This is a genomic window from Streptomyces sp. NPDC052910 (assembly GCF_055585605.1).
Genome location: NZ_JBVJJR010000003.1, coordinates 186,213 through 210,271 on the forward strand (window position 1 = coordinate 186,213; position 24,059 = coordinate 210,271).

The following is a 24,059-nucleotide window of genomic DNA, read 5'->3' on the forward strand; positions in this document are numbered from 1 at the left end:
ACGTCCCCGGCACGTCCCCCGCACGTCTCATCCCACGGAGGCCCGGCGGTGCACGAACTGCCGCAACAACTGGCCAACGGACTCATCCTCGGCGCGATGTACGGCCTCATCGCGATCGGCTACACGATGGTCTACGGCATCGTCCAGCTCATCAACTTCGCCCACGGCGAGATCTTCATGGTCGGCGGCTTCGGCGCCCTCACCGTCCATCTCGCCCTACCCGACGGCACCGCGCTGCTCCTGGCCCTCCCCCTCATGATCCTCGGCGGTGTCGCCGCCGCCGTCGCCATCGCCGTGGCCGCCGAACGCTTCGCCTACCGCCCCCTGCGCGGCGCCCCGCGCCTCGCCCCGCTCATCACCGCCATCGGCCTCTCCATCGCACTCCAGCAGGCCGTCTGGAAGTGGTACCCCGACGCCAAGAAGGCCAGGGTGTTCCCCCAGTTCAAGGGCGAGTCCTTCGAGATACTCGGCGCCACCGTGCAGCGGGGCGAGGTCTTCCTGCTGATCGCCGCGCCGCTGTGCATGCTCGCCCTCGGCCTCTTCGTCGCCGGAACCCGCACCGGCCGCGGCATGCAGGCGACCGCGCAGGACCCGGACACCGCCAAGCTCATGGGCATCAACACCGACCGCATCATCGTCATCGCCTTCGCCATCGGCGCCACCTTCGCCGCCGTCGCCGCCGTCGCCCACGGCCTCAAATACGGGCAGGTGGACTTCCGCATGGGCTTCATCACCGGCCTCAAGGCCTTCACCGCGGCCGTACTCGGCGGCATCGGCAACATCTACGGCGCCATGCTCGGCGGTGTCGTCCTCGGCGTCGCGGAAGCCCTCGCCACCGGCTACATCGAGGAGATCCCCGGCATGGCCCAGTTCGGCGGCGGCTCCTGGAAGGACGTCTGGGCGTTCGTCCTCCTCATCCTCGTCCTGCTGCTCAGGCCCCAGGGGCTGCTCGGCGAACGCGTCGCGGATCGGGCGTGATGACCGTGTCCCTCGACCGCCACCACACCGGAGGACGACCGTCCGCCGCTGTCCCGGCCCCCGGCACGGCCCCGGTGCGCGCCACGCTCCCGCTGCCCCCGAAGGCCGCCCGCCTCCTCACCGGCGCCGGAGCGCTCCTCGCGATCGTCTCCACCTTTCTCGCCTGGACCTGGACCACCTCGTTCCCCGGGAACCTCACCGTCACCGGTTATCCCGGCGGGCTCCAGAACATCACTCTCGCCGGGGCCGCCCTCACCCTGCTGCACGTCCTGGCCGGTTACGGCGTCCGCGGCCTCCGCTGGCTCGCGCCCTCCGGCACCACGGCCCCCACCCTCCTCCTGGCCCTCGGCACCTTCGCCGCCACCTGGTACACACTCGGCGCCATCACCACCGACCTCGGCGGCCTCGTCAACCTCGAACCCGGCGGGTTCCTCGCCGGCGCCGCCACCCTCGCCGCTTTCCTCGGCGCCCTGGCCCTGCCCCCGGCACTGCCCTATCCGGAACGGGCGGAGGACGGGGAGCGCGCGGAGGGCGGAGAACGGGCGGAGGGCGGAGAACGGGCGGAGGACGGAGCACGGGCACGGCGCTCGGGCGGTTCCGCGGGCTCGGCCGGCTCTCAGCCCCCGGCCGGCTTGGCGCACTCGGAAAGCTCAGCGGGCGACGAGGGCCCAGGCCGCACGGAAGCCGCCGAGCACTCTGACCGCTCCGAGCACTCTGCCCACTCCGGGCACGCACCGACCCCGGGCCCTGCCGCCGGCTCGGACCGCTCAGGGAACAAGCCACCCGCCAACCCCTGGCACCGCTTCCGCCACAGCCTCACTCCCGGCCGTACCGCCGCCCCCGCCCGACTCCCCGCCTGGGCCGAAATCCTCGTCGTCGCCGCCGCCTTCGCCGTCGGTCTCGGCCTCTTCACCTACGGCATCGAAGCCGAGTACGGCGAACTCTTCGTCGGCTACCTCCTGCTCGCCTGCACCGGGCTGGCCGCCCTCGGCCGCTCCGGCCTCACCACCCGCCTCGCCACCCTCACGGCCCGGCACCACACCATCACCCTCACCGCCGCCTTCATCGCCGCCGCGGCCTTCCCCCTCACCCTCACCAGCGACACCTACACCAACCTGGCCACCAGCATCCTCATCTTCGCCACCGTCGCCCTGGGCCTCAACGTCGTCGTCGGCCTCGCCGGCCTCCTCGACCTCGGATACGTCGCCTTCCTCGGCGTCGGTGCCTACACCGCGGCCCTCGTCTCCGGCTCCCCCGAATCCGCCGCCGGCGTCCACTTCCCGTTCTGGGCGGCCATCCTCACCGGCATCGGCACCTCCCTCGTCTTCGGCGTCCTCATCGGCGCCCCCACCCTCCGCCTCCGCGGCGACTACCTCGCCATCGTCACCCTCGGCTTCGGCGAGATCTTCCGCATCACCATGCTCAACCTCAACGGGAAAACCGGCCCCGACATCACCAACGGCGCCATGGGCATCCCCAACATCCCCGACCTCGCCATCGGCGGCTTCGACTTCGGCGACACCCACGACCTCCTCGGCACCCCCATCGGCCGCTTCGGCAACTACTACCTCCTCATGCTCCTCGCCACCCTCGCCGTCGTCCTCGTCTTCCGCCGCGCCGCCGCCTCCCGCATCGGCCGCGCCTGGATCGCCATCCGTGAGGACGAGACCGCCGCCACCGCCATGGGGATCAACGCCTTCCGCCTCAAACTCCTCGCCTTCGCCCTCGGCGCCGCCCTCGCCGGCCTCGCCGGCACCGTCCAGGCGCACGTCATCACCACCGCCACACCCGACCAGTACCAGTTCGCCGGAACCGTCCCACCCAACTCCGCCTTCCTCCTCGCCGCCGTCATCCTCGGCGGCATGGGCACCATCACCGGCCCCATCGTCGGCGCCGCCCTCCTGTACCTCATCCCGAACAAGATGGACTTCATGCAGGACTACCAACTCCTGCTCTTCGGAGTCGCCCTCATCCTCCTGATGCGCTTCCGCCCTGAGGGCCTCGTCGCCGACCGCCGGAAACAGCTCGAATTCCACGACGCCGCCCCTCCCGGCGCCGCACCCCTCACCCGAGCGGAGACGTGACCCCATGGCCCCCGACGTCACCGCCACCACTGTCCCCAGCGCCACACCCGTCCTGACCGCCACCGGCGTCACCATGCGCTTCGGCGGCCTCACCGCCGTACAGTCCGTCGACCTCACCGTCCACGACCGACAGATCGTCGGCCTCATCGGCCCCAACGGCGCAGGGAAAACCACCTTCTTCAACTGCCTCACGGGCCTCTACGTCCCGACCGAAGGCACCGTCACGTACCGCGACACCGTGCTCCCCGCCAAACCCCACCTGGTCACCCAGGCAGGCATCGCCCGCACCTTCCAGAACATCCGCCTCTTCCCGAGCATGACCGTCCTGGAGAACGTCCTCGTCGGCCGCCACACCCGCACCCACGAAGGCCTCTTCTCCGCCCTCCTCCGCGGCCCCGGATTCCACCGCGCCGAACGCGCCTCCCACCAACGCGCCCGCGAACTCCTGGACTTCACCGGCCTCGCCGACAAAGCGGACCACCTCGCCCGCAACCTCCCGTACGGCGAACAGCGCAGGCTCGAAATCGCCCGCGCCCTCGCCAGCGACCCCGGCCTGCTCCTCCTCGACGAACCCACCGCCGGCATGAACCCCCAGGAGACCCGCGCCGCCGAACACCTCGTCCTCGCCATCCGCGACCAGGGCATCGCCGTCCTCGTCATCGAGCACGACATACGCTTCATCTTCAACCTCTGCGACCACGTCGCCGTCCTCGTCCAGGGCCGCAAACTCGTCGAAGGCACCCCCCGGACCGTCCAGAGCGACGAACGCGTCATCGCCGCCTACCTCGGCACCCCCTTCGAAGGCGCACCGGGACAGGACGAGGCCGCCGAGGTCGAGGCGGCGGAAGCGGCCCGGGCGGCGGAAGCGGCGGCCGCCGCGGCGACGGCGGCGGAACGGGCGCAGTCGGAAGCGCGAGCACAGTCGGAGGCCAGGACACAGCCGGAGGCGAGGGCACAGACACCGGCCGCGACGGAGACTCCGGCGGACGGGCGAACACAAGCCCCACAGCACCCGACCGCGGCCCCCAACGGAACACCCCGCCCTCACCCCGAGGAGAACGACCCCCGATGACGGCCCTCCTCGAAGTCCGCGACCTCCGCGTGGCCTACGGCAAGATCGAAGCCGTCAAGGGCATCTCCTTCACCGTCCACGCCGGAGAGGTCGTCACTCTCATCGGCACCAACGGCGCCGGAAAAACCACCACGCTCCGCACCCTCTCCGGCCTCCTCCGCCCCACAGCCGGCAGCATCCGCTTCGACGGACACCCCCTCACCCGCATCCCCGCCCACCGCATCGTCGCCCTCGGGCTCGCCCACTCCCCCGAAGGCCGCCACATCTTCCCCCGCCTCACCATCGCCGAGAACCTCCAGCTCGGCGCCTTCCTGCGCAAGGACACCACCGCCATCGCCCAGGACATCGAGCACGCCTACCGCCTCTTCCCGATCCTGGGCGAACGCGCCCGCCAACCCGCCGGCACCCTCTCCGGAGGCGAACAGCAGATGCTCGCCATGGCCCGCGCCCTGATGTCCCGCCCCAAACTCCTCATGCTCGACGAACCCTCCATGGGCCTCTCGCCGATCATGATGCAGAAGATCATGACCACCATCGCCGAGCTCAAGGCCGACGGCACCACCATCCTGCTCGTCGAACAGAACGCCCAGGCCGCCCTCACCCTCGCCGACCACGGCCACGTCATGGAAACCGGCCGCATCGTCCTCTCCGGCACCGGCGCCGAACTCCTCGGCGACACGTCCGTCCGCAAGGCCTACCTCGGCGAGGACTGACCCCGCACCCCGCCCCAGGCGACACGAAGGGCCCGCGTCCACCCCGGACACGGGCCCCGCGAAACAGGACCGAACAACCACCGGCCGCTACTGCGGCTGCTCCTTGGCCGCCTTCTTCTCCCGCGCGTCCTCGATGACGGCCTCCGCCACCTGCTGCATCGACATCCGGCGGTCCATCGACGTCTTCTGGATCCACCGGAACGCCGCCGGCTCCGTCAGCCCGTACTGCGTCTGCAGAATGCTCTTCGCACGGTCCACCAGCTTGCGCGTCTCCAGCCGCTGGGAAAGGTCCGCGACCTCCTTCTCCAGCGCCTTCAGCTCCGTGAACCGCGACACGGCCATCTCGATCGCCGGCACGACGTCGCTCTTGCTGAACGGCTTCACCAGGTACGCCATGGCCCCGGCGTCCCGCGCCCGCTCCACGAGCTCACGCTGCGAGAACGCGGTGAGCATCAGCACGGGGGCGATCGACTCGGCCGCGATCCGCTCGGCCGCCGAGATCCCGTCGAGCACCGGCATCTTCACATCCAGGATCACCAGATCCGGCCGGTGCTCCCGCGCCAGCGCGACCGCCGTCTCCCCGTCGCCCGCCTCGCCCACGACGGAGTAGCCCTCTTCCTCGAGCATCTCCTTGAGGTCGAGACGGATCAGCGCCTCGTCCTCGGCGATCACGACACGGGTGGTCTGCGGAGGGGTGTGCTGCGGCTCGTCGTCGACGGGCGGCTGGGGCTCGGCGGCGCTCACGGGTCTCCTCGGTCCTGGAAAGGCGGTGCTCCATGAGGGTACCGAGTGCGGTAGTTTTGAGTACCGCAGGGGTATACACTCTCCTTACATTGCAAGGCCCCGGTAGCCCAATTGGCAGCAGGCAATGGATTCAAAACCCATACAGTGTCGGTTCGAGTCCGACCCGGGGCACTTTACCTTCATTTCCAAGGTCACGGCGCGATAGCCGACGTTGGGGATCTTCACCCTTTCAGGTGGACAAGGCCCCGATCCGCGGGATCGATGACACCGAGCGCGTCACGCTCGCTCCTGTGTACGACCTCGCCACGCGCCGACAGGCCCTCGCCCTCGTAGACCAGGGTTTCAGTCTCAACTCGGTCAGCAGGCAGACCGGCATATCCCGGCACGCGATCCGGCAGTGGCTCATCCGTGTGGAGCCCAAGCGGACCGGCTGCTCACTGTGCGGCCCCCGGCCCGAGCCGCCCGCCGACGCTCCCGCCTACGCCTACCTCCTGGGGCTCTACCTCGGCGACGGCTGCCTCAGCGAACATCCGAGCGGCGGTTACACGCTGCGCGTCGCCTGCGCGGACGCGTGGCCGGGACTCATCGACGCCTGCCGAACCGCGATGACGCGGGTCCGCCCCGAGAACAGCGTATGCGTCGTCCGAAAGCAGGGCTGCGTCTCCGTCACCAGTTGCAGCAAGCACTGGGCGTGCCTCTTTCCCCAGCACGGTCCCGGCAGGAAACACGAGCGAACCATCGCGCTGGTGCCGTGGCAGCGGTCCGTCGTCGATGCGCACCCATGGGAGTTCCTGAGAGGCCTCGTCCACTCCGACGGCTGCCGGATGACGAACCGGACCACGCGGCTCATCGGCGGTGAACGCAAGCGCTACGAGTACCCCCGCTACTTCTTCACCAACAAGTCCGACGACATCCGGCGGCTGTACTGCGACACCCTCGACAAGGTCGGCGTCGAGTGGACGGTCACCCGCCGCAACGGCGCGCCGTTCAACGTCTCGGTCGCCCGGCGCGCGTCCGTGGCCCTCATGGACGCGCACATCGGCCCGAAATACTGACCCCTCGCCGGCCGGCCCGTGGGGTCACCCCTTCGGCCCGTCGTCCTCTCCGATGTGGTGCACCCGCACGAGGTTGGTCGTGCCAGGGGTGCCGGGCGGGGAGCCGGCCGTGATGATGACCATGTCACCCTTGCGGCAGCGGCCGATGCGCAGCAGGTATTCGTCGACCTGGCTGACCATTTCGTCGGTGGTCTGCACCATGGGGCCGAGGAAGGTTTCGACGCCCCAGGTGAGGTTGAGTTGGGAGCGGGTGGCGGGTTCGGGGGTGAAGGCGAGGAGGGGGATGGGTGAGCGGTAGCGGGAAAGGCGGCGGACGGTGTCGCCGGACTGGGTGAAGGCGACGAGGAACTTGGCGCCGAGGAAGTCGCCCATCTCGGCGGCGGCGCGGGCGACGGCGCCGCCTTGGGTGCGGGGCTTGCTGCGTTCGGTGAGCGGGGGGAGGCCCTGGGCGAGGATGTCCTCTTCGGCCGTCTGGAGGATGCGGCTCATGGTGCGGACGGTTTCGATGGGGTATTTGCCGACGCTGGTCTCGCCGGAGAGCATCACGGCGTCGGTGCCGTCGATGACGGCGTTGGCGACGTCGGAGGCTTCGGCGCGGGTGGGCCGGGATGCGTCGATCATGGAGTCGAGCATCTGGGTGGCGACGATGACGGGCTTGGCATTGCGCTTGGCCAGTTTGATGGCGCGCTTCTGCACGATCGGGACCGTTTCGAGCGGCATTTCGACGCCGAGGTCGCCGCGCGCGACCATGATGCCGTCGAAGGCGGCGACGATGCCGTCGAGGTTCTCGACCGCCTGCGGCTTCTCGATCTTGGCGAGGACGGGGAGGCGGCGGCCCTCCTCGTCCATGACGCGGTGGACGTCGTCGATGTCCCGTGCGCTGCGGACGAAGGAGAGGGCGACGATGTCGGCGCCGGTGGTGATGGCCCAGCGGAGGTCTTCGACGTCCTTCGCGGAGAGGGCGGGGACGGAGACGGCGACACCGGGGAGGTTGAGGCCCTTGTGGTCGGAGACCATGCCGCCCTCAAGGACGACGGTGTGGACGCGCGGTCCGTTGACTTCGGTGACCTCGAGGGTGACGCGGCCGTCGTCGACGAGGATGCGTTCGCCGCGGGTGACGTCGTCGGCGAGGCCGTCGTAGGTGGTGCCGCACTGGTGGCGGTCGCCGAGGACGTCCTCGACGGTGATGGTGAAGGTGTCGCCGCGTTCAAGGAGTACGGGGCCTTCGAGGAACCGTCCGAGGCGGATCTTCGGGCCTTGAAGGTCGGCGAGGATGCCGACGTTGCGGCCGGTCTCCTCGGCGGCCTTCCGCACCCGTTCGTACCGCGCCTCGTGGTCGGCGTGGGTGCCATGGCTCAGGTTGAAGCGGGCGACGTCCATGCCGGCTTCGACGAGGGCCTTGATCTGCTCGTACGAGTCGGTGGCGGGCCCCAGGGTGCAGACGATTTTCGCTCGGCGCATGGCACGACCTTATGACCTACCGGTGGGTAGAGAATCTGCCGGACACGGCCACCCAACGTCCGTTGGGTAAAGGTCTGTTGACAACTAGTGAAACGTGCGCGGGGGCGCTCCGATGAGCGGTGGGGCGCCCCCTCGCGCGCCGGTTCACAGGATCGGCGGGGTCATGGTCAACCGTGCATTGACATGGGCGTAGACGCTCTGGCGTTGGGGTTCGAGGTCGAGGGCGGGCGGGGCGGAGCCGGCGTAGCCGGCGCTGCGGAGCATGGCGGGGCGGCCGGGGGGTGGGGCGGGGGCGGGGTGTTCGGCGCCGGTGTCGGCGAGTTCGACGAGGGCGACGAGGCGGGAGCCGAGGGCCTCGGCGTATTCGCGGGCGCGTCGGACGGCGTCGTGGACGGCTTGGCGGCGGGCTTCGCGGTGGGCGGGTGAGTCGGCGCGGAGGGCCCACCACGGTCCGTCGATGCGGGTGAGTTCGAGGTCGGCGAGTCGGGTGGTGAGTTCGCCGAGGATGGTGAAGTCGCTGAGGGTGGCGGTGAGGTGGACGTGGCCGCGGTAGGCGCGGATGCGTTCGTGGCGGCCTTTGTCGTTGAGTTGGGGGGTGATGGTGATGGAGCCGGTTTCGATTTTCTCGACGGCGTCGCCGTGGGTTTTGAGCAGTTCGATGATGTGGTTGTTGCGGCGGGTGAGATCGTCCAGGGCTTTGTGGCGGTCGGTGCCGCGGGCGCTGATGGTGATTCCGAGACAGGCGATTTCGGGGTCGACTTCGAGGTGGGCCTCGCCGCGGACGGCGACGCGCGGCGTGTCGGGGGTTCCGTAGGGCAGCGGCTCGGTTGCGGTCATGGGGCTAGCGTCTCAGTCCGTGTTCGTCGGCGGGACTGTCCGGAGTCATCGGATCGCAACCTTGCAAGGGTGTTGCCTCGGTGCCTGTGGGGGTCAGAATCTACGCGCGTTGTACCGGGGGGTCGTGGTGTTGCGGCCGCCCGGTGTCGTTGTCGGACGCAGTCGGCTCCGGGCCGGGTGCGGTGAGATCGTCAGGTAAAGGGATGGGGAATTCGATGCCGCTCAACCGCAGGCGTTTCCTGGGGCGTACGGCCGCTACGGGGGCGGGTGTGGCCCTGACCGGAGCGGTGGGCGCCGCGTCGGCGGCGGCCGCCGAGCAGTCCCTCGCGGGGCAGGGGGCGTCCGGGGGCCACGGGCACGGCAGGACGAAGCGGTACGCGTTCACCGTCATGGGCACCACGGATCTGCACGGGAACGTCTTCAACTGGGACTACTTCACCGATGCCGAGTTCGATGACAAGGCGCACAACGATGTGGGCCTGGCGAAGATCTCCACGTTGGTGAAGCAGGTCCGCAAGGAGAAGGGGCGGCGTAACACGCTGCTGATCGACGCGGGCGACACCATTCAGGGTACGCAGTTGGCGTACTACTACGCGCGGGTGGAGCCGATCACCGGGCACCGGGGGCCGGTGCATCCGATGGCGCTGGCGATGAACGCGATGGGATACGACGCGGCGGCGCTGGGGAACCACGAGTTCAATTACGGCATTCCGGTGCTGCGGAAGTTCGAGCAGCAGTGCCATTTCCCGTTGCTGGGGGCGAACGCGCTGGACGCGAAGACGATGCGGCCGGCGTTCCGGCCGTATGTCATCAAGCGGATGCGGACGCCGCACGGGCGGGATGTGCGGGTGGCGGTGCTGGGTCTGACGAATCCGGGGATCGCCATCTGGGACAAGGCGAATGTGCAGGGGAAGATGGTGTTCCCCGGCCTGGAGGAGCAGGCGGCGAAGTGGGTGCCGCGACTGCGGTCGATGGGCGCGGACGTGGTGATCGTGTCGGCGCATTCGGGGATGAGCGGGACGTCGTCCTACGGTGACGCGCTGCCCCATGTGGAGAACGCGGCGGCGTTGGTGGCGGAGCGGGTGCCCGGGATCGACGCGATCCTGGTGGGACACGCGCATGTGGAGGTGCCGGAGTACCGGGTGGTGAACAAGGAGACGGGCCGGTCGGTGGTGTTGTCCGAGCCGTTGAAGTGGGGGCAGCGGCTGACGCTGTTCGACTTCGACCTGGTGTGGGAGCGGGGTCGCTGGCAGGTCGCGTCGGTGTCGTCGAAGGTGCTGAATTCCAACACCGCCGAGGAAGACGCGATGGTCACCGGCCTGGTGCGGGGTCAGCACCGGAAGGTGGTGGCGTACGTCAACCAGCGGATCGGGACGTCGACGGCGGCGATGAGCGCGGCGGAGGCGCCGTACCGGGACACGCCCGTCATCGATTTCATCAACCACGTGCAGGCGGAGACGGTGCGGGCGGCGTTGAAGGGCACGGCGTACGCGTCGTTGCCGGTGCTGTCGCAGGCTTCGTGTTTCTCGCGGACGGCGGCGGTTCCGGCGGGCCAGGTGTCGGTACGTCAGGTGGCGGGGCTGTATCCGTTCGAGAACACCTTGGAGGCGCGGGTGCTGACCGGCGCCCAGTTGCGGGAGTACCTGGAATTCTCGGCGCGGTATTACGTGCGGACGCCGGCGGGGGCACCGGTGGATCCGGCGAAGCTCACGAACGCGGAGAGCATTCCGGATTACAACTACGACGTGGTGAGCGGTCTCTCCTACGAGATCGACGTGGCGAAGGCGCCGGGTGCGCGGATCGGGAAGCTGCTGTTCGACGGGAAGCCGCTGGACGATTCCGCGCAGTTCGTGCTGGCGGTGAACAACTACCGGGCGAGCGGAGGAGGGAATTTCCCGCATGTGGCGCGGGCGAAGCAGGTGTGGGCGAATTCGGAGGAGATCCGTAACACGATCATCGGGTGGGTGAAGGCCCAGCAGGTGATCGACGTGGCCAGGTTCGCGTCAGTGGACTGGAAGCTGACGCGGGATGGTGTGCCGCTTTTCTGAGGACGGTGTGGTGTGGGGCCGTGGCGTGGGCCGCGGCTCCAGACCGAAGCTGGTGAAGGCGGTGCGCTGAGGCAGCGGGTAATGGGTGGTGCCGGTGATGGCGTTGAGGATGGTGGCGCTGCGCCAGGCGGCGAGGCCGAGGTCGGAGCTGCCGATGCCGTGGGTGTGGGTTTCGGCGTTCTGGACGTGGACGGCGCCCTTGACCAGGGGATCGAGGACCAGGCGGTGCTGGGCGTCGATGCGGGGCCGGCCGCCGGAGTCGCGGCGGATGTAGGGGTCGAGGGCGGCGAGCAGCCGGTCGACGCGGCGTTCGCGGTAGCCGGTGGCGAGGACGACCGCGTCGGTGGTGAGGCGGGATCGGGTGCCTTGCTGGTGGTGTTCGAGGTGGAGCTCGACGCGGGTGGTGCCGACGCGTCCGGCGGTGCGGACGAAGACCCCCGGGGTGAGGGTGGTGTCGGGCCAGCCGCCGTGGAGGCTGCGGCGGTAGAGCTCGTCGTGGATGGCGGTGATGGTGGCGGGGTCGATGCCCTGCTGGAGCTGCCACTGCTGGGGCAGGGCCTGGTCGCGGACGGGTTCGGGGAGGGCGTGGAAGTACTGGCCGTAGTCGGGGGTGAAGTGTTCGCGGCCGAGGCGGCTGGTCTCGGTGGGGGCGAAGGCGGGGGTGCGGGCGAGCCAGTGGAGTTTCTCGCGGCCCACGGGGCGGTGGCGGAGCAGGTCGAGGAAGATCTCGGCGCCGGACTGCCCGGAGCCGATGACGGTGACGTGGTCGGCGGCGAGGAGGTCGGCACGGTGGTCGAGGTAGTCGGCGGAGTGGTGGACGGGGACGCCGTGGGCCTCGACGAGGGGGCGGAGGGGTTCGGGGATGTCGGGGGTGGTGCCGATGCCGAGGACGACGTTGCGCGCGTAGGTGCGGCCCAGGGCCTCGGCCTCGCCGTCGCGGTCGAGCTGGGTGTAGTCGATCTCGAAGAGGACGCGTTCGGGATTCCAGCGGACGGCGTCGATGTGGTGGCCGAAGTGGAGGCCGGTGAGGTTCTCGCTGACCCAGCGGCAGTAGGCGTCGTATTCGGCGCGCTGGATGTGGAAGCGCTCGGCGAAGTAGAAGGGGTAGAGGCGTTCGCGTGTCTTGAGGTAGTTGAGGAAGGTCCAGGGGCTGGTGGGGTCGGCGAGGGTCACGAGGTCGGCGAGGAAGGGAACCTGGATACGGGTGCCGTCGATGAGCAGTCCGGGGTGCCACCGGAACGTGTGATTCTCGTCATAGAACGCCGCGCGGAGGTCGGCGAGCGGGTGGGCGAGGGCGGCGAGGGAGAGGTTGAAGGGGCCGATGCCGATGCCCGCGAAGTCGAGGGGTGCGTCGGGAGTGTGGTCGGAGGACGGAGGGTTGCTCATGCGGGGGTGCGGCCTTCCCGTGGGCGGCGGCGAACACAGCCGGACAAGTCGTTTATGCCCTTTTTGTTCGATACTTTGGGACGCTTCAAGCTACCGGCTGTACCTGCGACGTGACGCCTTGTGGGGGATGTTTCCCCCGATGGTGGTACGGACCCCGCGCGAGCGGGAAGCAGGGGGTCGCGCGGGCGAGAAGGGGGTGCGACGGAGTGCGGGGCGCGCCCCGGGCGCGGCGTCGACTACCCTGCACCCCATGGCCATGATGAACCTTGCTATCGACATCGGACCGCTCAAGCCGGACGTCGCCCCCCTCGTCCTGGGTCTGGTGCTCTTCTTCCTCGTCTTCGCGGTGATCGCGAAGGGGATCCTGCCGCGGATCAACAAGGTCCTCACCGAGCGTGAGCAGGCCACGGAGGGGCGCTTCGGCGAGGCGGAGGAGACGCGTTCCGAGGCGGAGCGGGTCCACGCCGAGTACCAGGCGCTGCTGGCCGAGGCCCGGCACGAGGCCGCGCGCCTGCGGCAGGAGTCGGTCGAGCAGGGCAACGCGATCATCGCCGAGCTGCGGGCCGAGGGCCAGCGCCAGCGCGACGAGATCGTCTCCGCCGGTCACGCGATGATCGACGCGGAGCGCACGATGGCCGAGGCGCAGTTGCGCGAGCAGGTCGGCGCGCTGGCCACCGAGCTGGCGGGCCGCATCGTCGGCGAGTCGGTCGAGACGTACGCGCGGGAGAGCGGCATCGTGGACCGCTTCCTGGAGGAGCTCCGCACGGCCGAGCCGGCGAACGCGATCGAGGACAAGCGCGGCTGACGTAGGCAGCGTTTTTCGGGCCTGGCGCCCGCACCCCGAACCGGGGTGCGGGCGCCTTTGTCATGCGGTGACGGGCCTGGCGGGGGTCATTGTCAGTGGGGTGGTGTTCACTGTGGGTAGCGAACGGTGAGGGCTCGGCGGAGGTCGTCGAGCCGGTCGCGGAGCTGACGCCTGAGCGCGGGGGTCGGTTCCGTGCCGCTCAGGCATTCCTCGCCGAGGCGCAGGGTGTCGTGGTCGATGTGGGGACGGGGGAATCCATGGTTGCCGGCGGCGTTGGCGAGGGCGGTGCCGCGGCGGGCGGCGAGTGCCGTCGCGTCGTGGTGGTAGTGGTCGCGGTAGACGCGCGTGAGGTCGAGCTGTTCGGGTTGCCAGAAGCCCTGGGCGGTGGCGGTCCAGAGGTAGGCGGAGAGGTTGTCGTCCGCGTAGAGGGCGTGCCAGGCCGCTTGCTTGGCGGCGGGGTCGGGGAGGGCGGCGTGGCAGCGGGCGGCGCCTTCCCGGCCGGTGGCGCTGGGGTCGGCGGCGAGTTCGGCGTCGATGGTGTCGGGGGTGACGGCGCCGAGGACGGCGAGGCGGGTGAGGACGCGCCAGCGCAGTTCGGGGTCGAGGGCGGGCCCGTTGGGGACGGTGCCGGCGCGGAGCCAGTCGTGGAGGGTGCCGGGGTCGGCGGCGCTGGCGATGAGGGTGCGGACGGCGGCGAGGCGGGGGCCGGGGGCGGTGCCTCCCTCGGTGCGGCGCAGGAGGTCGCGGCAGGTGTCGCGGAGGGTGGCGAGGGCGTCGTCGCGGTGGTCGCCGGGGAGGTAGAGGTCGGCGATCTGGGTGCGGGCGAAGGTGAGGACGCCTTCGACGACGGCGTTGTCGGTCTCGTGCGGGAGGTGCTCGCGGGTGGCCCGCAGGTAGGCGGCGGGGGCGAGGAGGCCGTCGCGGACCTGGTCGCGGAGGGCGTTCCAGAGGACCGCGCGGCTGAGGGGATCGGGCAGGCCCGAGAGGGTGCGGAGGGCCGTGGCGTGGGAGTCGGGGTCGAGGCGGATCTTGGCGTAGCCGAGGTCGCCGTCGTTGAGGAGGACGAGGGCGGGCCGGGGCCCGGTGCCGGTGAGCAGGGGCGTGGGTCCGGGATGGGGTGGGACGTCGGTCTCGGTGCGGGGGCGGGCGGTGAGGCGTCGGGGGTCGTCGGGGTCGTGGTCGTAGAGGCCGACGCCGATGCGGTGGGGGCGGGTGCCCTCGTGGTCGGCGGTGAGCTGCCAGTGGCCGTCGGTCGTGGTGATCCGGGGGGTGAGGGTGTCGACGCCCGTGGTGCGGAGCCATTGTGCGGCCCAGGCGTGGACGTCGCGGTCGGAGGCGCCGGCGAGGGAGTCGAGGAAGTCGGCGAGGGTGGCGTTGCCGAAGCGGTGCCGGGCGAAGTGGGCGTTGATGCCGGCGAGGAAGTCCTTCTCGCCGAGCCAGGCGACGAGTTGGCGCAGGGCGGAGGCGCCCTTGGCGTAGGAGATGCCGTCGAAGTTGAGGAGGGCGGCGGCGGTGTCGTGGACGGCGCCGGGTTCGGGGGCGACGGGGTGGGTGGTCTCGCGCTGGTCGGCATCGTAGCCCCAGGCCTTGCGGCTGATGGCGAACTCGGTCCAGGTGCCGGTGAAGTGGGTGGCGTCGGTGAGGACTTGGTAGCCCATGTACTCGGCGAAGGACTCGTTGAGCCAGATGTCGTCCCACCACCGGAGGGTGACGAGGTCGCCGAACCACATGTGGGCCATCTCGTGGGCGATGGTGACGGCGCGGGTCTGCCGCTGGGTGTCGGTGGCGGCGGAGCGGAAGACGTATTCGTCGCGGAGGACGACGAGGCCGGGGTTCTCCATGGCGCCGAAGTTGTATTCGGGGACGAACGCCTGGTCGTAGGAGTCGAAGGGGTAGGGCTCGTCGAAGATCTGGTGGAAGCGGTCGAAGCAGCGGCGGGTGATGTCGAGGAGCTCGTCGGCGTCGGCGTCGAGGTGCGGGGCGAGGGACCGGCGGCAGTGCAGGGCGAAGGGCAGTCCGGCGTGTTCGGTGCGGACGCTGTGCCAGGGGCCGGCGGCGAAGGCGACGAAGTAGGTACTGAGGGGCCGGCTCGGGGGCAGCTTCCAGCGGCCTTCGGAGGGCGGCCCGACGCGGGTGGCGACGGTGTTGCCGAGAACGGTCCAGGCGGGTGGCGCGGTGACGGTCGCGGAGAAGACGGCCTTGAGGTCGGGCTGGTCGAAGGCGGCGAAGACGCGCTGGACGTCGTCGAGGAAGAGCTGGGTGTACAGGTAGGTCTCGCCGTCGGCGGGGTCGGTGAACCGGTGCATGCCCTCGCCGGTACGGGAGTAGCTCATGTCGGCCTGGACGCGCAGCTCGTGGTCGCCGGGGGTGAGCCCGGCGAGCGGGAGCCGGTTGTCGGCGAGCGAGGCGGTGTCGAGGGGGCGGCCGTCGAGAGTGGCGCTCAGGAGGGCGGCGGGGCGGACTTCGACGAAGGTGTCACCCGTGGTGCGGGCGTGAAAGCGGATGACCGTGGTGGAGCGGAAGTGCTCCTCGCCTCGGGTGAGATCCAGGTCGATGTCATAGCTGTGGACGTCCAGGAGCCGGGCCCTGGCCTGTGCTTCGTCGTGCGTCAGTACGGTCATGGGAGCCATGCTGCCGCAGCGTCCCGACGACGGACGAGGTGTTTTGGGCACCTGCCGGCCGGGCGGGCGGCGCCGGGGGCCCGGGCCCGCGTGCGGCCGGGGGCGGCGCGGCCGGAGGGGGCACGCTCAGGAAAGGCGCGGGCGGCGGAAGCACGGGCGGGAGAGGCGCGGCCGGCGGAGGCGGGGCTGGGGCAGGCGGGGCAGGCGGAGGCGGGGCCGGGGCAGGCACAACAGGCGGGGGCCCGGCCGGGGAAGGCACGGGCGGGGAAGGCGCAGCCGGCGGACGCCCGGCTGGTGGAGACGCAGCCGGTGGAGACACGGCCGGCGGGGACACGGCCAGTGGGCGGGGGCAGGGGCGGTATGGGCCGGCCGCCCGGTCCCGGCCGCCGCCGCTCGTACACGCACCGGTACGGGCCCTCCGGCCCCTGGAGCGAGCGCAGGGGCTCTCCGGCGGGCGGACGGCTGCTAGGTACGGGCGATGGTCTCGTGGTGCCGGATGACCTCGGCGATGATGAAGTTGAGGAACTTCTCCGCGAACGCCGGGTCCAGCTTCGCGTTCTCGGCGAGGAGGCGCAGTCGGGCGATCTGGCGTGCCTCGCGGGCCGGGTCGGCGGGCGGCATCTTGTGCGCGGCCTTGAGGTGGCCGACCTGCTGGGTGCACTTGAAGCGCTCGGCCAGCATGTGGATCACCGCGGCGTCGATGTTGTCGATGCTGTCCCGCAGCCGGGAGAGCTCGGCCCGCACGGCGTCATCGGGCGCGCCCGCTCCGGCCGCGGCGGCGGCCGGGGCCGCCTCGCCGGACGGGACGGGGGCGGGACGGTCGGCGCCGGGGCGGTCGGAATTGGTGCTGTCGTTCATATCGACCGACCTTATGCGGTACCGGCCGTCCACGCCGATTCGATGATCCGACCGGTGACCGCCGAGGCCCCGGGAGAGGGGGGAGGGCGGGGGCGGGTGGTACGGGTGCCCGGACGGCGGGCGGGGGTCGCGGCCGGTGCTCCGGCGGCCCGGTGGTACGCCCCCCGTCGCGCCTCGTGCCCCGGTGACGGCGGCGGCCGGCGTGGGTCAGGATGGGCGCGGCCCGGGCCGTCCGGGCCGCTCGGGCGGGGCGACGGGGCTGGGGGGCTGCTGTGCCGGACTTCACCGTGGCGGAGGACGGGTTCCGGATCGGTGGGCGTCCCGTGCGGCTGCTGTCGGGGGCCCTGCACTACTTCCGGGTGCACGAGGGGCACTGGCCGCACCGGCTGGCGATGCTGCGGGCGATGGGGCTCAACTGCGTGGAGACATACGTCCCGTGGAACCGGCACGAGCCCGCCGAGGGCCGGTTCCACGACGTGGGCGAGCTGGGCCGGTTCCTGGACGCGGCGGGTGCGGCGGGCCTGTACGCGATCGTGCGCCCGGGGCCGTACATCTGCGCGGAGTGGGAGAACGGCGGGCTGCCGTTCTGGCTCACGGGACGGCTGGGGCGCCGGGTCCGGACGAGCGATGCGCAGTTCCTGCGCGCGACGGACGGCTGGCTGGCGGCGGTGTGCGCCGAGATCGCCGGGCGGCAGTTCGGCCGGGGCGGGCCGGTCGTGCTGGTGCAGGTGGAGAACGAGTACGGCTCGTACGGCAGCGACCAAAGGTACCTCGAACACCTCGTGGGACGGCTGCGGGCGTCGGGGGTGGTGGTACCGCTGGTGACGTCGGACGGGCCGGAGGACCACATGCTCACGGGCGGGACGGTCCCCGGTGCCACGGCGACGGTGAACTTCGGCGCGGGAGCGCGGGAGGCCTTCCGGGCGCTGCGCCGCCACCGGCCGGCCGGGCCGTCGATGTGCATGGAGTTCTGGTGCGGCTGGTTCGCCCACTGGGGCGGTACGCCGGCCGCGCGGGACGCCGGGGAGGCGGCGGAGGCCCTGCGGGAGGTGCTGGAGTGCGGGGCGTCCGTGAACGTCTACATGGCGCACGGCGGGACGAACTTCGGCGGCTGGGCGGGGGCGAACCGGGCCGGCGAGCAGCACCGGGGCGCCCTGTGCCCGACGGTGACGTCCTACGACTACGACGCGCCCGTCGACGAATACGGCCGGCCGACGGCCAAGTTCCACGCCTTCCGCGAGGTGCTGACAGCCTTCGGGGACGGCCCGCCGCCGGACCCGCCGCCCGCTCCCCCGGCGCTGCGGGAGCCCGTGCGCGCGGAGCTCACTCGGTGGGCACCGCCGGCCGAGGTGATGGACGCGCTCGGCGGATCCGCGCGGGAGACCGTACTGCCGCCGTCGTTCGAGGAGCTGGGGGTGGACCGGGGTGTCGTCCGCTACCGGTTCACGGTCCCGGGGCCGCGCCGGGCGCTGCCGCTGCGCGTGACCGGGCTGCGGGACCTGGCCGTCGTCTCCGTGGACGGCGTACGGACGGCCGTGCTCCGTGAGGAGGACGGGCTGATCGGGGACGTTCCGGGGCCGGCGTCGGTCGAGTTGTGGGTGGAGTCGCTGGGGAGGGTCAACTACGGTCCGCGACTGGGCGAACGGAAGGGACTGACGGGCGGACTGTTACACGGAGGCCAGTACGTCCACGGCGTGCGGACGCGGGGGCTGCGGCTCGCGGCGCTCGAGGAGGACGGCGCGCTGGCGGTGGTGCGGTGGCGGCCGGCCGGCGGGGACGAACCGGGGCTCTACCGCGGCGCGTTCCGGTTGCCGGCGGGTGGCGACGCGGTACTCCGACTGCCGGGCTGGGAACGGGGGTTCGTGTGGGTGAACGGCTTCTGTCTGGGACGGTACTGGTCCGCCGGACCGCAGCTCACGCTTTGGGTCCCGGGGCCCGTGTTGCGGACGGGGCTGAACGAGCTGCTGGTGCTGGAGATGGAGCGCGCGGGGACGATGCGGCCGTCATTGGAACCGGTTCCGGAGGCGGGCGCGGAAGCACTTCGCGGGCCCGGTGAGGGGCGAGGCGCCGAGGAGACGAGCCGAGGGGGTGAACCGAAGGGATGAGCCGAAGGGATGAGCCGCGGGGTGAACGGGCAGAGCACCGGCCGACCGTTCGGCGGTGCGACGGCCGGTCGCTCGTAAGGGCTGCCGGACGGTCGCTCGGCGGGCTGCCGGCCGGCCACTCGTCGGAACCGTCGGTGGGGCGCTCACCGGAGCCCGAGGCGGGGACGGTCACCGTAAGCGTCGGTGAGGCGTACGCCGTAGCGGTCGGTGGGGCATTCACCGGACCCCCGGGAGGCGGGGAGGTTCACCGTAAGCGTCGGTGAGGCACTCACCGGAGCCCGAGGGGCAGGGACGGTCACCGTAAGCGTCGGTGAGGCGTACGCCGTAGCGGCGGATGAGGCGTTCACCGGAGCCCGCGGGGACGTTCACTGCGAGCGTCGGTGAGGCGTACGCCGTAGCCGACGGTGAGGCGATCACCGCAGCCCGGGGCGAGGGCGTTCACCGTGGGCGCCGGTGAGACGTTCGCCGTAGCCGGCGGTAGGGGCCGGCGGTAGGGCGCTCCCCCGCGACCGGCGTCAGGGCGTTCGCCGGAATCGGCGGTGGGACGTTCGGCAGGGCGGTCGGCGGGGCAGCCGGTAAGTCGGGTGGTGTACACCTCCGTCCCGCTGATCACCGGCCGATGACGGTGACCAGCGGGACGGCCCTGTGGAGGTGTTGTTCCCAGATCGTGCGGCGTGAAGCCGTCCGGACCGGACCAACTGGTCCGGATGTTCGCATCAGGAGGCTCGTTAGAGAACAGACGTCACACTCGCCCCAGAACACAGGGTTCGTTCTTGCCCGGTGGACAACTCACCGGGAGTGCAGGAGCATCACAGCATGATCGCGAAACTGGACTGCACCGTCATCGACTGTCCGGACCCCGCGGCGCTCGCCGCCTTCTACGGGGCGATCCTCGGCTGGAAGGTCGACGCGAGCGACCCGGCCTGGGTGTGGCTGAACGACCCCGAGAGCAACACCCGGATCGCCTTCCAGAAGGTGGAGGACCACCGTCCGCCGCGGTGGCCGGACCCGGAGCACCCCCAGCAGTTCCACCTGGACTTCTCCGTCGGCCCGCGCGAGAACCTGGAGCGCGCGCAGCGGGAGGTGACCGAGCGCGGGGCGCGTTTCCTGCATGACAGCGGCGGGACGACGTCGGGTTTCCGGGTCTTCGCGGACCCGGCGGGGCACCCGTTCTGCCTCTGCTACTCGTAGCCCCGCGGACGACCCCCGCGGTGCCCTCACCTCGGTCCCGGGCCGGGACGGCGGTTCCGGCCCGGGACCGTGCCGCGGTACGCGGCCAGCGCCTCACGGTCCGGTTCAGGCAGCCAGACGGCGGCCGGCCGCCCGCCGCGCCGCCCGACACCGCCGGCACCACCCATAGTTCCGGCACCATCCAAAGCTTCGGCATCATCCGCCGGCCAGGCATCATCCATCGGTCCGGCGCCTTCCCCCGGCTCGGGCAAAGCCCGAAGCAGAGCGCCCAGTTGGGGGTCTCGGTTGGAGCGGTGCCAGGTGACGGACCACAGGTGCAGGGGTTCGGGGTCCACGATCGGGAGGCGGCGCAGCCGCCCGTCGTGCGGCAGGTCCATCCCCGCCTCCCCCACCGTCACCGCACGCCCCTCGCGCAGCATGTGCTCACCGTAGTCCCGCGCGCCCACCGCCGGTGCCGTGAACCGCAGCGGGATGCCGAACTCGTCGCAGAAGCGGGTCAGATAGCCGCGCCACTCCTCCGCGCCGCCGGGGTCGGGCATGGCGATCCCGGCGTCCCGCAGGTCGGCCGGACGGACGGACGTCCGGTCGGCGAGGGGGTGCCCGGCGAGTACGTAGGCGTGGAGGGGTTCGAGGTGGACGGGCCGGTGGCGGAGGTCGGCGGGCCAGGGCCGGCCGAGGTCGTGGACGCGGCCGAACGCGGCGTCGAGTTCGCGGCCGAGCACGGCCGGGAGTGCGCCGGCCAGCCCCTGCCGCATGCTGGGCTCCACCCGGACCCCCGGCGTCCGGGCGACGGTGTCGCGCAGCACCCGCAGCGGTGTGAAGCGCTCGGCGAAGACCTCGACGCGCAGCGGCCGCACCGCGCCGCGGACGGTCCGGACGGCCGCGTCGAAGGCCGTGAGCGCATCCACGGCGAGCGGCAGCAACCGCCGCCCGGCAGACGTTAGTTCGACGCTGCGGGTGGTGCGCTCGAGGAGGGGCGCGCCGAGCGCGTCCTCCAGGCGACGGACGCGCTTGGACAGCGCCTGCTGGGTGAGGAACAGGCGGGCGGCGGCCCGGCCGAAGTGGAGTTCCTCGGCGACCGCGACGAAGGCACGCATGCCCGGGAGATCGGGTTCCATGGCGTCAGACTCAACCGACAACCCCGGGTTGTCAAAGTGCCCGCGGAAGTTGTTGGACAGCACCCGTGAGCTGCGGTTTTCCTGACGTCATGAGCGCATATCCGTTGTCCGCCGCCCCGACCCTCCTGGCTTCCCCTCCTTCCCTTCCTTCCCCACGCTCCCCGCACTCCCCCGCCTTGGCCTCTCCCGCCGCGCCGCCGGCGTCCCCCGCCGCCGAGCACGTCTTCCAGCGACTGCTGCGCAACCGGATCATCGTGCTCGGGCAGCAGGTCGACGACGAGATCGCGAACCGGATCTGCGCCGAAATGCTGCTTCTCTCCGCCGAGGACCGGCACCGCGACATCCACCTCTACATCAACTCGCCGGGCGGCTCGATCACGGCCGGGCTGGCCATCTACGACGTCATGCAGTTCATCCCGAACGACGTCGCCACGCTCTCCCTGGGCTTCACGGCGTCCATGGGGCAGTTCCTGCTCTGCGCGGGCGCGCCCGGGAAGCGGTACGCGCTGCCGCACGCGAGCATCCTCATGCACCAGCCCTCGGCGGGGCTCGCGGGTTCCGCGTCGGACATCAGGATCCAGATCGTTCAGATGCGGGCGGTCAAGCGTCTGGTGCAGGAGCGGATCGCCCACCACACGGGCCGGCCGGTGGAGCAGATCGAGGCGGATTCCGACCGGGACCACTACTTCACGGCCCAGGAGGCGCTGGAGTACGGCTTCGTCGACCGCGTGATCGCCTCGGCGGACCAACTCGCCGGTTTCCACGGCACACCCTGACCACGCGGGCCACGCAGATCACGCAGGCCACGCAGGCCGCACGGACGTACAGAGGTACAGGCCATACACGCCCCACATCTCGCGCAAGCCATGCGTGCCACGCAGGTCATGCCGGTCATGCCTGCCGCAGGGGTCCTGCGAGCCACACGAACCACGCCGACCACACACGCCGATCACCCAGGCCGCCCGACACCCCGACACCCGACACGACGTCGAAAGCGTCCGCAGACCCCGAACACTCACCGCCGCCGCTCCACCGGGAACACCGCGGTGATCAGCCATCCGCCCTCCGGCGCCGGTCCCGCGGTGAGCCGGCCTCCCATGGCCTTGGCGCGTTCGGCCAGCCCGACGAGGCCGAAGCCACCGCCCCGGGCGGTGTCGGGGAGCGGGGCGGGCCGGCGGCCGTCGTCGGCGATGCGCAGTTCGACGCCCTCGGGGACGCCGCGGACGCCGATGCGGACGGCCGTGGCGTCGGCGGCGTGCTTGCGGACGTTGGTCAGGGCCTCGCGGACGACGCGGTGGACGGCGGCGGCGATGTCGCCGGGGAGCCAGTTCTCCATGCCCTGCTCGATGTAGAGGGCGACGGGCGGGCCGGTGCGGGTGAACCGCTCGGTGAGGGACCGCACCTCGGGCAGGCCCGCGACGGGCTCGGTCTCGGGTTCGGCGCCCTCGCGCAGGATGCCGACGAGGCGGCGCATGGCGCCCAGCGCCTCGCCCGCCGACCCTTCGATGCGTTCGAACGCGCGGGCGGCCGCGTCCCCCTCGACGGAGGTGAAGCGCGCCGCCTGGGCCTGGACGGCGATGCCGGTGATGTGGTGGGCGACGAGGTCGTGGAGTTCGCGGGCCAGTTCCAGGCGTTCCGCGGTCCGGACGGCCGCCATGTCGCGGACGCGCTGGGCCGACTGGGCGCGCAGCATCAGCGAGTACCCGCCGACGACCACGGTGAGCAGCGTGAACACGGCCGTGAACCGGCCCGGGTCGAGGTCGCGCACCGGTGCGGCGAGCGCGGCCAGGGCGAGCGCCGGGCCCAGGAGGGCCGCGCGCCGGGCCGGGGAGCGTTGGACGACGTTGGTGAGCAGCACCAGCAGGGCGACGTCCTCCCCCATGCCCCAGACCGCGCCGGGGTGGGGTCCGGCCATCAGGACGGCGGAGGTCGTCCAGGACACGCCGACGGCGACGCCCGCGCGCAGGTCGAGCGGGATCCAGGTGTACGGCACGGCGCACAGGCAGACGGCGACGCCCGAGGCCAGGACCACGGCGTGCGGCGGGCTGGGCTGCCGGGCGAGGACGAGGCCCTCGAAACCGACCAGGCCGAGCAGGAAGACGGCGAGCGCCGCCTTGGCGACGGCGGCACCCCGCGGGTGCCGGACGGCGAGTCCGGCGCGGCCGGTCACGTACCACCCGTGGCCAGCCCGCTCTCCCAGGCCCAGGCGGCGATCTCGACGCGGTTCCGGGCGTCGAGCTTCAGTTGCACGTTGGCCAGGTGGGTCTTGACCGTGGACAGGGAGATGAACAGTTCGGCGGCGATCTCGGCGTTGGTGGCCCCGCGCGCGAGGCAGCGGACGACGTCCTCCTCGCGCTCGGTCAGCGGCTCGGAGGGCACCTTGACGGAGCGGCCGCCACCGCTCGTTCCGGCCGCGCCCGCCGGGGCGAGGTCGCGGAGCAGCCGGACGGTGATGGCGGGCGAGATGAGGGAGTCGCCGACGGCCGCGGCGTGCACCGCTTCGACGAGCATGGCGGGGCTGGCGTCCTTCAGCAGGAACCCGGAGGCGCCGTCGCGGAGCGCCGAGTGGACGTATTCGTCGAGGTCGAAGGTGGTGACGATGACGATGCGGGGGCGCCCGCCGCGCTCGGGCTCGGCGGCGGTGAGCGCGGAGATCCGGCGGGTGACCTCCAGGCCGTCCAGCTTGGGCATGCGGATGTCCAGGAGCAGCACGTCGGGTCGGTGCTCCTCGACGGCGGCCAGCGCGGCCTCGCCGTCCACGACGTCGGCGACGACGTCGATGTCGGGCTGGCTCTCCAGGATCATCCGGAAGCCGGTGCGGACCATCTCCTGGTCGTCCGCGATGACGACGGTGATCGCCATGTCGTCCCCTTGGTGCTCGTCCCGCCCGGGCGGTCGCCGGGTCGTCCTCGGGCCGGCCCCTGGCCGGTTCCGGCCGTCCGCCGCGCGTCCCTCCATGTCACCGGGGGCGGCCGGGGGCCGC

Annotated in this window: 19 protein-coding genes and 1 tRNA gene; 11 read left to right on the forward strand and 9 right to left on the reverse strand. The window is 71.6% G+C overall.

Annotated elements, in window-relative coordinates; all coding sequences use genetic code 11:
• Positions 1–48: 48 nt before the first annotated feature.
• Genes ACZ6X9_RS11820 through ACZ6X9_RS11835 form a run of 4 tightly spaced genes read left to right on the forward strand, consistent with a single transcriptional unit; the run spans position 49 to position 4,847 of the window.
• Positions 49–978 (forward strand): branched-chain amino acid ABC transporter permease, encoded by a 930-nt coding sequence (locus ACZ6X9_RS11820; protein ID WP_469777836.1) that lies wholly within the window; start codon positions 49–51, stop codon positions 976–978.
• Positions 978–3,062, forward strand: coding sequence for a branched-chain amino acid ABC transporter permease (locus ACZ6X9_RS11825; RefSeq protein ID WP_469778632.1), 2,085 nt, complete (start codon positions 978–980; stop codon positions 3,060–3,062). The genes ACZ6X9_RS11820 and ACZ6X9_RS11825 overlap by 1 nt, the downstream gene beginning before the upstream one ends.
• Before the next feature lie 4 nt (positions 3,063–3,066).
• A complete protein-coding gene (locus tag ACZ6X9_RS11830; protein ID WP_469777837.1) occupies positions 3,067–4,134 on the forward strand; it encodes an ABC transporter ATP-binding protein in 1,068 nt (355 codons plus the stop codon).
• A complete protein-coding gene (locus tag ACZ6X9_RS11835; RefSeq protein WP_469777838.1) occupies positions 4,131–4,847 on the forward strand; it encodes an ABC transporter ATP-binding protein in 717 nt (238 codons plus the stop codon). The genes ACZ6X9_RS11830 and ACZ6X9_RS11835 overlap by 4 nt, the downstream gene beginning before the upstream one ends.
• An 87-nt stretch (positions 4,848–4,934) precedes the next feature.
• Here the strand turns inward: ACZ6X9_RS11835 and ACZ6X9_RS11840 are convergent, their stop codons facing one another.
• Positions 4,935–5,591 carry an ANTAR domain-containing response regulator gene (locus ACZ6X9_RS11840; RefSeq protein ID WP_469777839.1) on the reverse strand — a complete coding sequence of 219 codons (657 nt, stop codon included), beginning with the start codon at positions 5,589–5,591 and terminating at the stop codon, positions 4,935–4,937.
• A 96-nt stretch (positions 5,592–5,687) separates the two neighbouring features.
• Between ACZ6X9_RS11840 and ACZ6X9_RS11845 the strand changes: the two genes are divergently transcribed.
• Both ACZ6X9_RS11845 and ACZ6X9_RS11850 read left to right on the forward strand, forming a co-directional pair.
• Positions 5,688–5,762: transfer RNA gene (locus tag ACZ6X9_RS11845), tRNA-Leu, on the forward strand.
• Between the two features lie 119 nt (positions 5,763–5,881).
• Positions 5,882–6,646 (forward strand): helix-turn-helix domain-containing protein, encoded by a 765-nt coding sequence (locus tag ACZ6X9_RS11850; protein ID WP_469778633.1) that lies wholly within the window; start codon positions 5,882–5,884, stop codon positions 6,644–6,646.
• 24 nt (positions 6,647–6,670) lie between these two features.
• Here the strand turns inward: ACZ6X9_RS11850 and pyk are convergent, their stop codons facing one another.
• Both pyk and ACZ6X9_RS11860 read right to left on the reverse strand, forming a co-directional pair.
• Positions 6,671–8,107 (reverse strand): pyruvate kinase, encoded by a 1,437-nt coding sequence (gene pyk / locus ACZ6X9_RS11855; RefSeq protein WP_469777840.1) that lies wholly within the window; start codon positions 8,105–8,107, stop codon positions 6,671–6,673.
• Positions 8,108–8,251: 144 nt separating this feature from the next.
• A complete protein-coding gene (locus tag ACZ6X9_RS11860) occupies positions 8,252–8,944 on the reverse strand; it encodes an SIMPL domain-containing protein (protein ID WP_469777841.1) in 693 nt (230 codons plus the stop codon).
• A gap of 215 nt (positions 8,945–9,159) precedes the next feature.
• Between ACZ6X9_RS11860 and ACZ6X9_RS11865 the strand changes: the two genes are divergently transcribed.
• Positions 9,160–10,992, forward strand: coding sequence for a bifunctional metallophosphatase/5'-nucleotidase (locus ACZ6X9_RS11865; protein ID WP_469778634.1), 1,833 nt, complete (start codon positions 9,160–9,162; stop codon positions 10,990–10,992).
• Here ACZ6X9_RS11865 and ACZ6X9_RS11870 read toward each other — a convergent pair.
• Positions 10,948–12,378, reverse strand: a complete 1,431-nt coding sequence (locus ACZ6X9_RS11870) for a lysine N(6)-hydroxylase/L-ornithine N(5)-oxygenase family protein (protein ID WP_469777842.1) — start codon at positions 12,376–12,378, stop codon at positions 10,948–10,950. The genes ACZ6X9_RS11865 and ACZ6X9_RS11870 overlap by 45 nt on opposite strands.
• Before the next feature lie 250 nt (positions 12,379–12,628).
• Between ACZ6X9_RS11870 and ACZ6X9_RS11875 the strand changes: the two genes are divergently transcribed.
• On the forward strand, positions 12,629–13,183 hold the full coding sequence (locus ACZ6X9_RS11875) for a F0F1 ATP synthase subunit B (protein ID WP_469777843.1): 555 nt from the start codon (positions 12,629–12,631) through the stop codon (positions 13,181–13,183).
• 107 nt (positions 13,184–13,290) lie between these two features.
• Here ACZ6X9_RS11875 and pepN read toward each other — a convergent pair whose 3' ends face one another.
• The gene (pepN, locus tag ACZ6X9_RS11880; protein WP_469777844.1) at positions 13,291–15,813 is read right to left on the reverse strand and encodes an aminopeptidase N; all 2,523 of its coding nucleotides are present in this window, start codon (positions 15,811–15,813) and stop codon (positions 13,291–13,293) included.
• Positions 15,814–16,269: 456 nt separating this feature from the next.
• On the reverse strand, positions 16,270–16,662 hold the full coding sequence (locus ACZ6X9_RS11885) for a chorismate mutase (protein WP_469777845.1): 393 nt from the start codon (positions 16,660–16,662) through the stop codon (positions 16,270–16,272).
• Positions 16,663–16,934: 272 nt separating this feature from the next.
• Here ACZ6X9_RS11885 and ACZ6X9_RS11890 point away from each other — a divergent pair, with 272 nt between their 5' ends.
• Positions 16,935–18,767 carry a glycoside hydrolase family 35 protein gene (locus ACZ6X9_RS11890; RefSeq protein ID WP_469777846.1) on the forward strand — a complete coding sequence of 611 codons (1,833 nt, stop codon included), beginning with the start codon at positions 16,935–16,937 and terminating at the stop codon, positions 18,765–18,767.
• A gap of 816 nt (positions 18,768–19,583) precedes the next feature.
• Positions 19,584–19,958 (forward strand): VOC family protein, encoded by a 375-nt coding sequence (locus ACZ6X9_RS11895; RefSeq protein WP_469777847.1) that lies wholly within the window; start codon positions 19,584–19,586, stop codon positions 19,956–19,958.
• 26 nt (positions 19,959–19,984) lie between these two features.
• On the opposite strand, the gene ACZ6X9_RS11900 is transcribed toward ACZ6X9_RS11895, so the two are convergent.
• Complete coding sequence (locus tag ACZ6X9_RS11900; RefSeq protein WP_469777848.1) at positions 19,985–21,076, reverse strand: LysR family transcriptional regulator; 1,092 nt, start codon at positions 21,074–21,076, stop codon at positions 19,985–19,987.
• 89 nt (positions 21,077–21,165) lie between these two features.
• Between ACZ6X9_RS11900 and ACZ6X9_RS11905 the strand changes: the two genes are divergently transcribed.
• Positions 21,166–21,852, forward strand: a complete 687-nt coding sequence (locus ACZ6X9_RS11905; RefSeq protein ID WP_469777849.1) for an ATP-dependent Clp protease proteolytic subunit — start codon at positions 21,166–21,168, stop codon at positions 21,850–21,852.
• A 239-nt stretch (positions 21,853–22,091) separates the two neighbouring features.
• Here the strand turns inward: ACZ6X9_RS11905 and ACZ6X9_RS11910 are convergent, their stop codons facing one another.
• Both ACZ6X9_RS11910 and ACZ6X9_RS11915 read right to left on the reverse strand, forming a co-directional pair.
• Entirely contained in the window at positions 22,092–23,246 is a 1,155-nt protein-coding gene (locus ACZ6X9_RS11910; RefSeq protein ID WP_469777850.1) for a sensor histidine kinase, read from the reverse strand.
• A complete protein-coding gene (locus ACZ6X9_RS11915; RefSeq protein WP_469777851.1) occupies positions 23,243–23,938 on the reverse strand; it encodes a response regulator in 696 nt (231 codons plus the stop codon). The genes ACZ6X9_RS11910 and ACZ6X9_RS11915 overlap by 4 nt, the downstream gene beginning before the upstream one ends.
• Positions 23,939–24,059 lie beyond the last annotated feature (121 nt).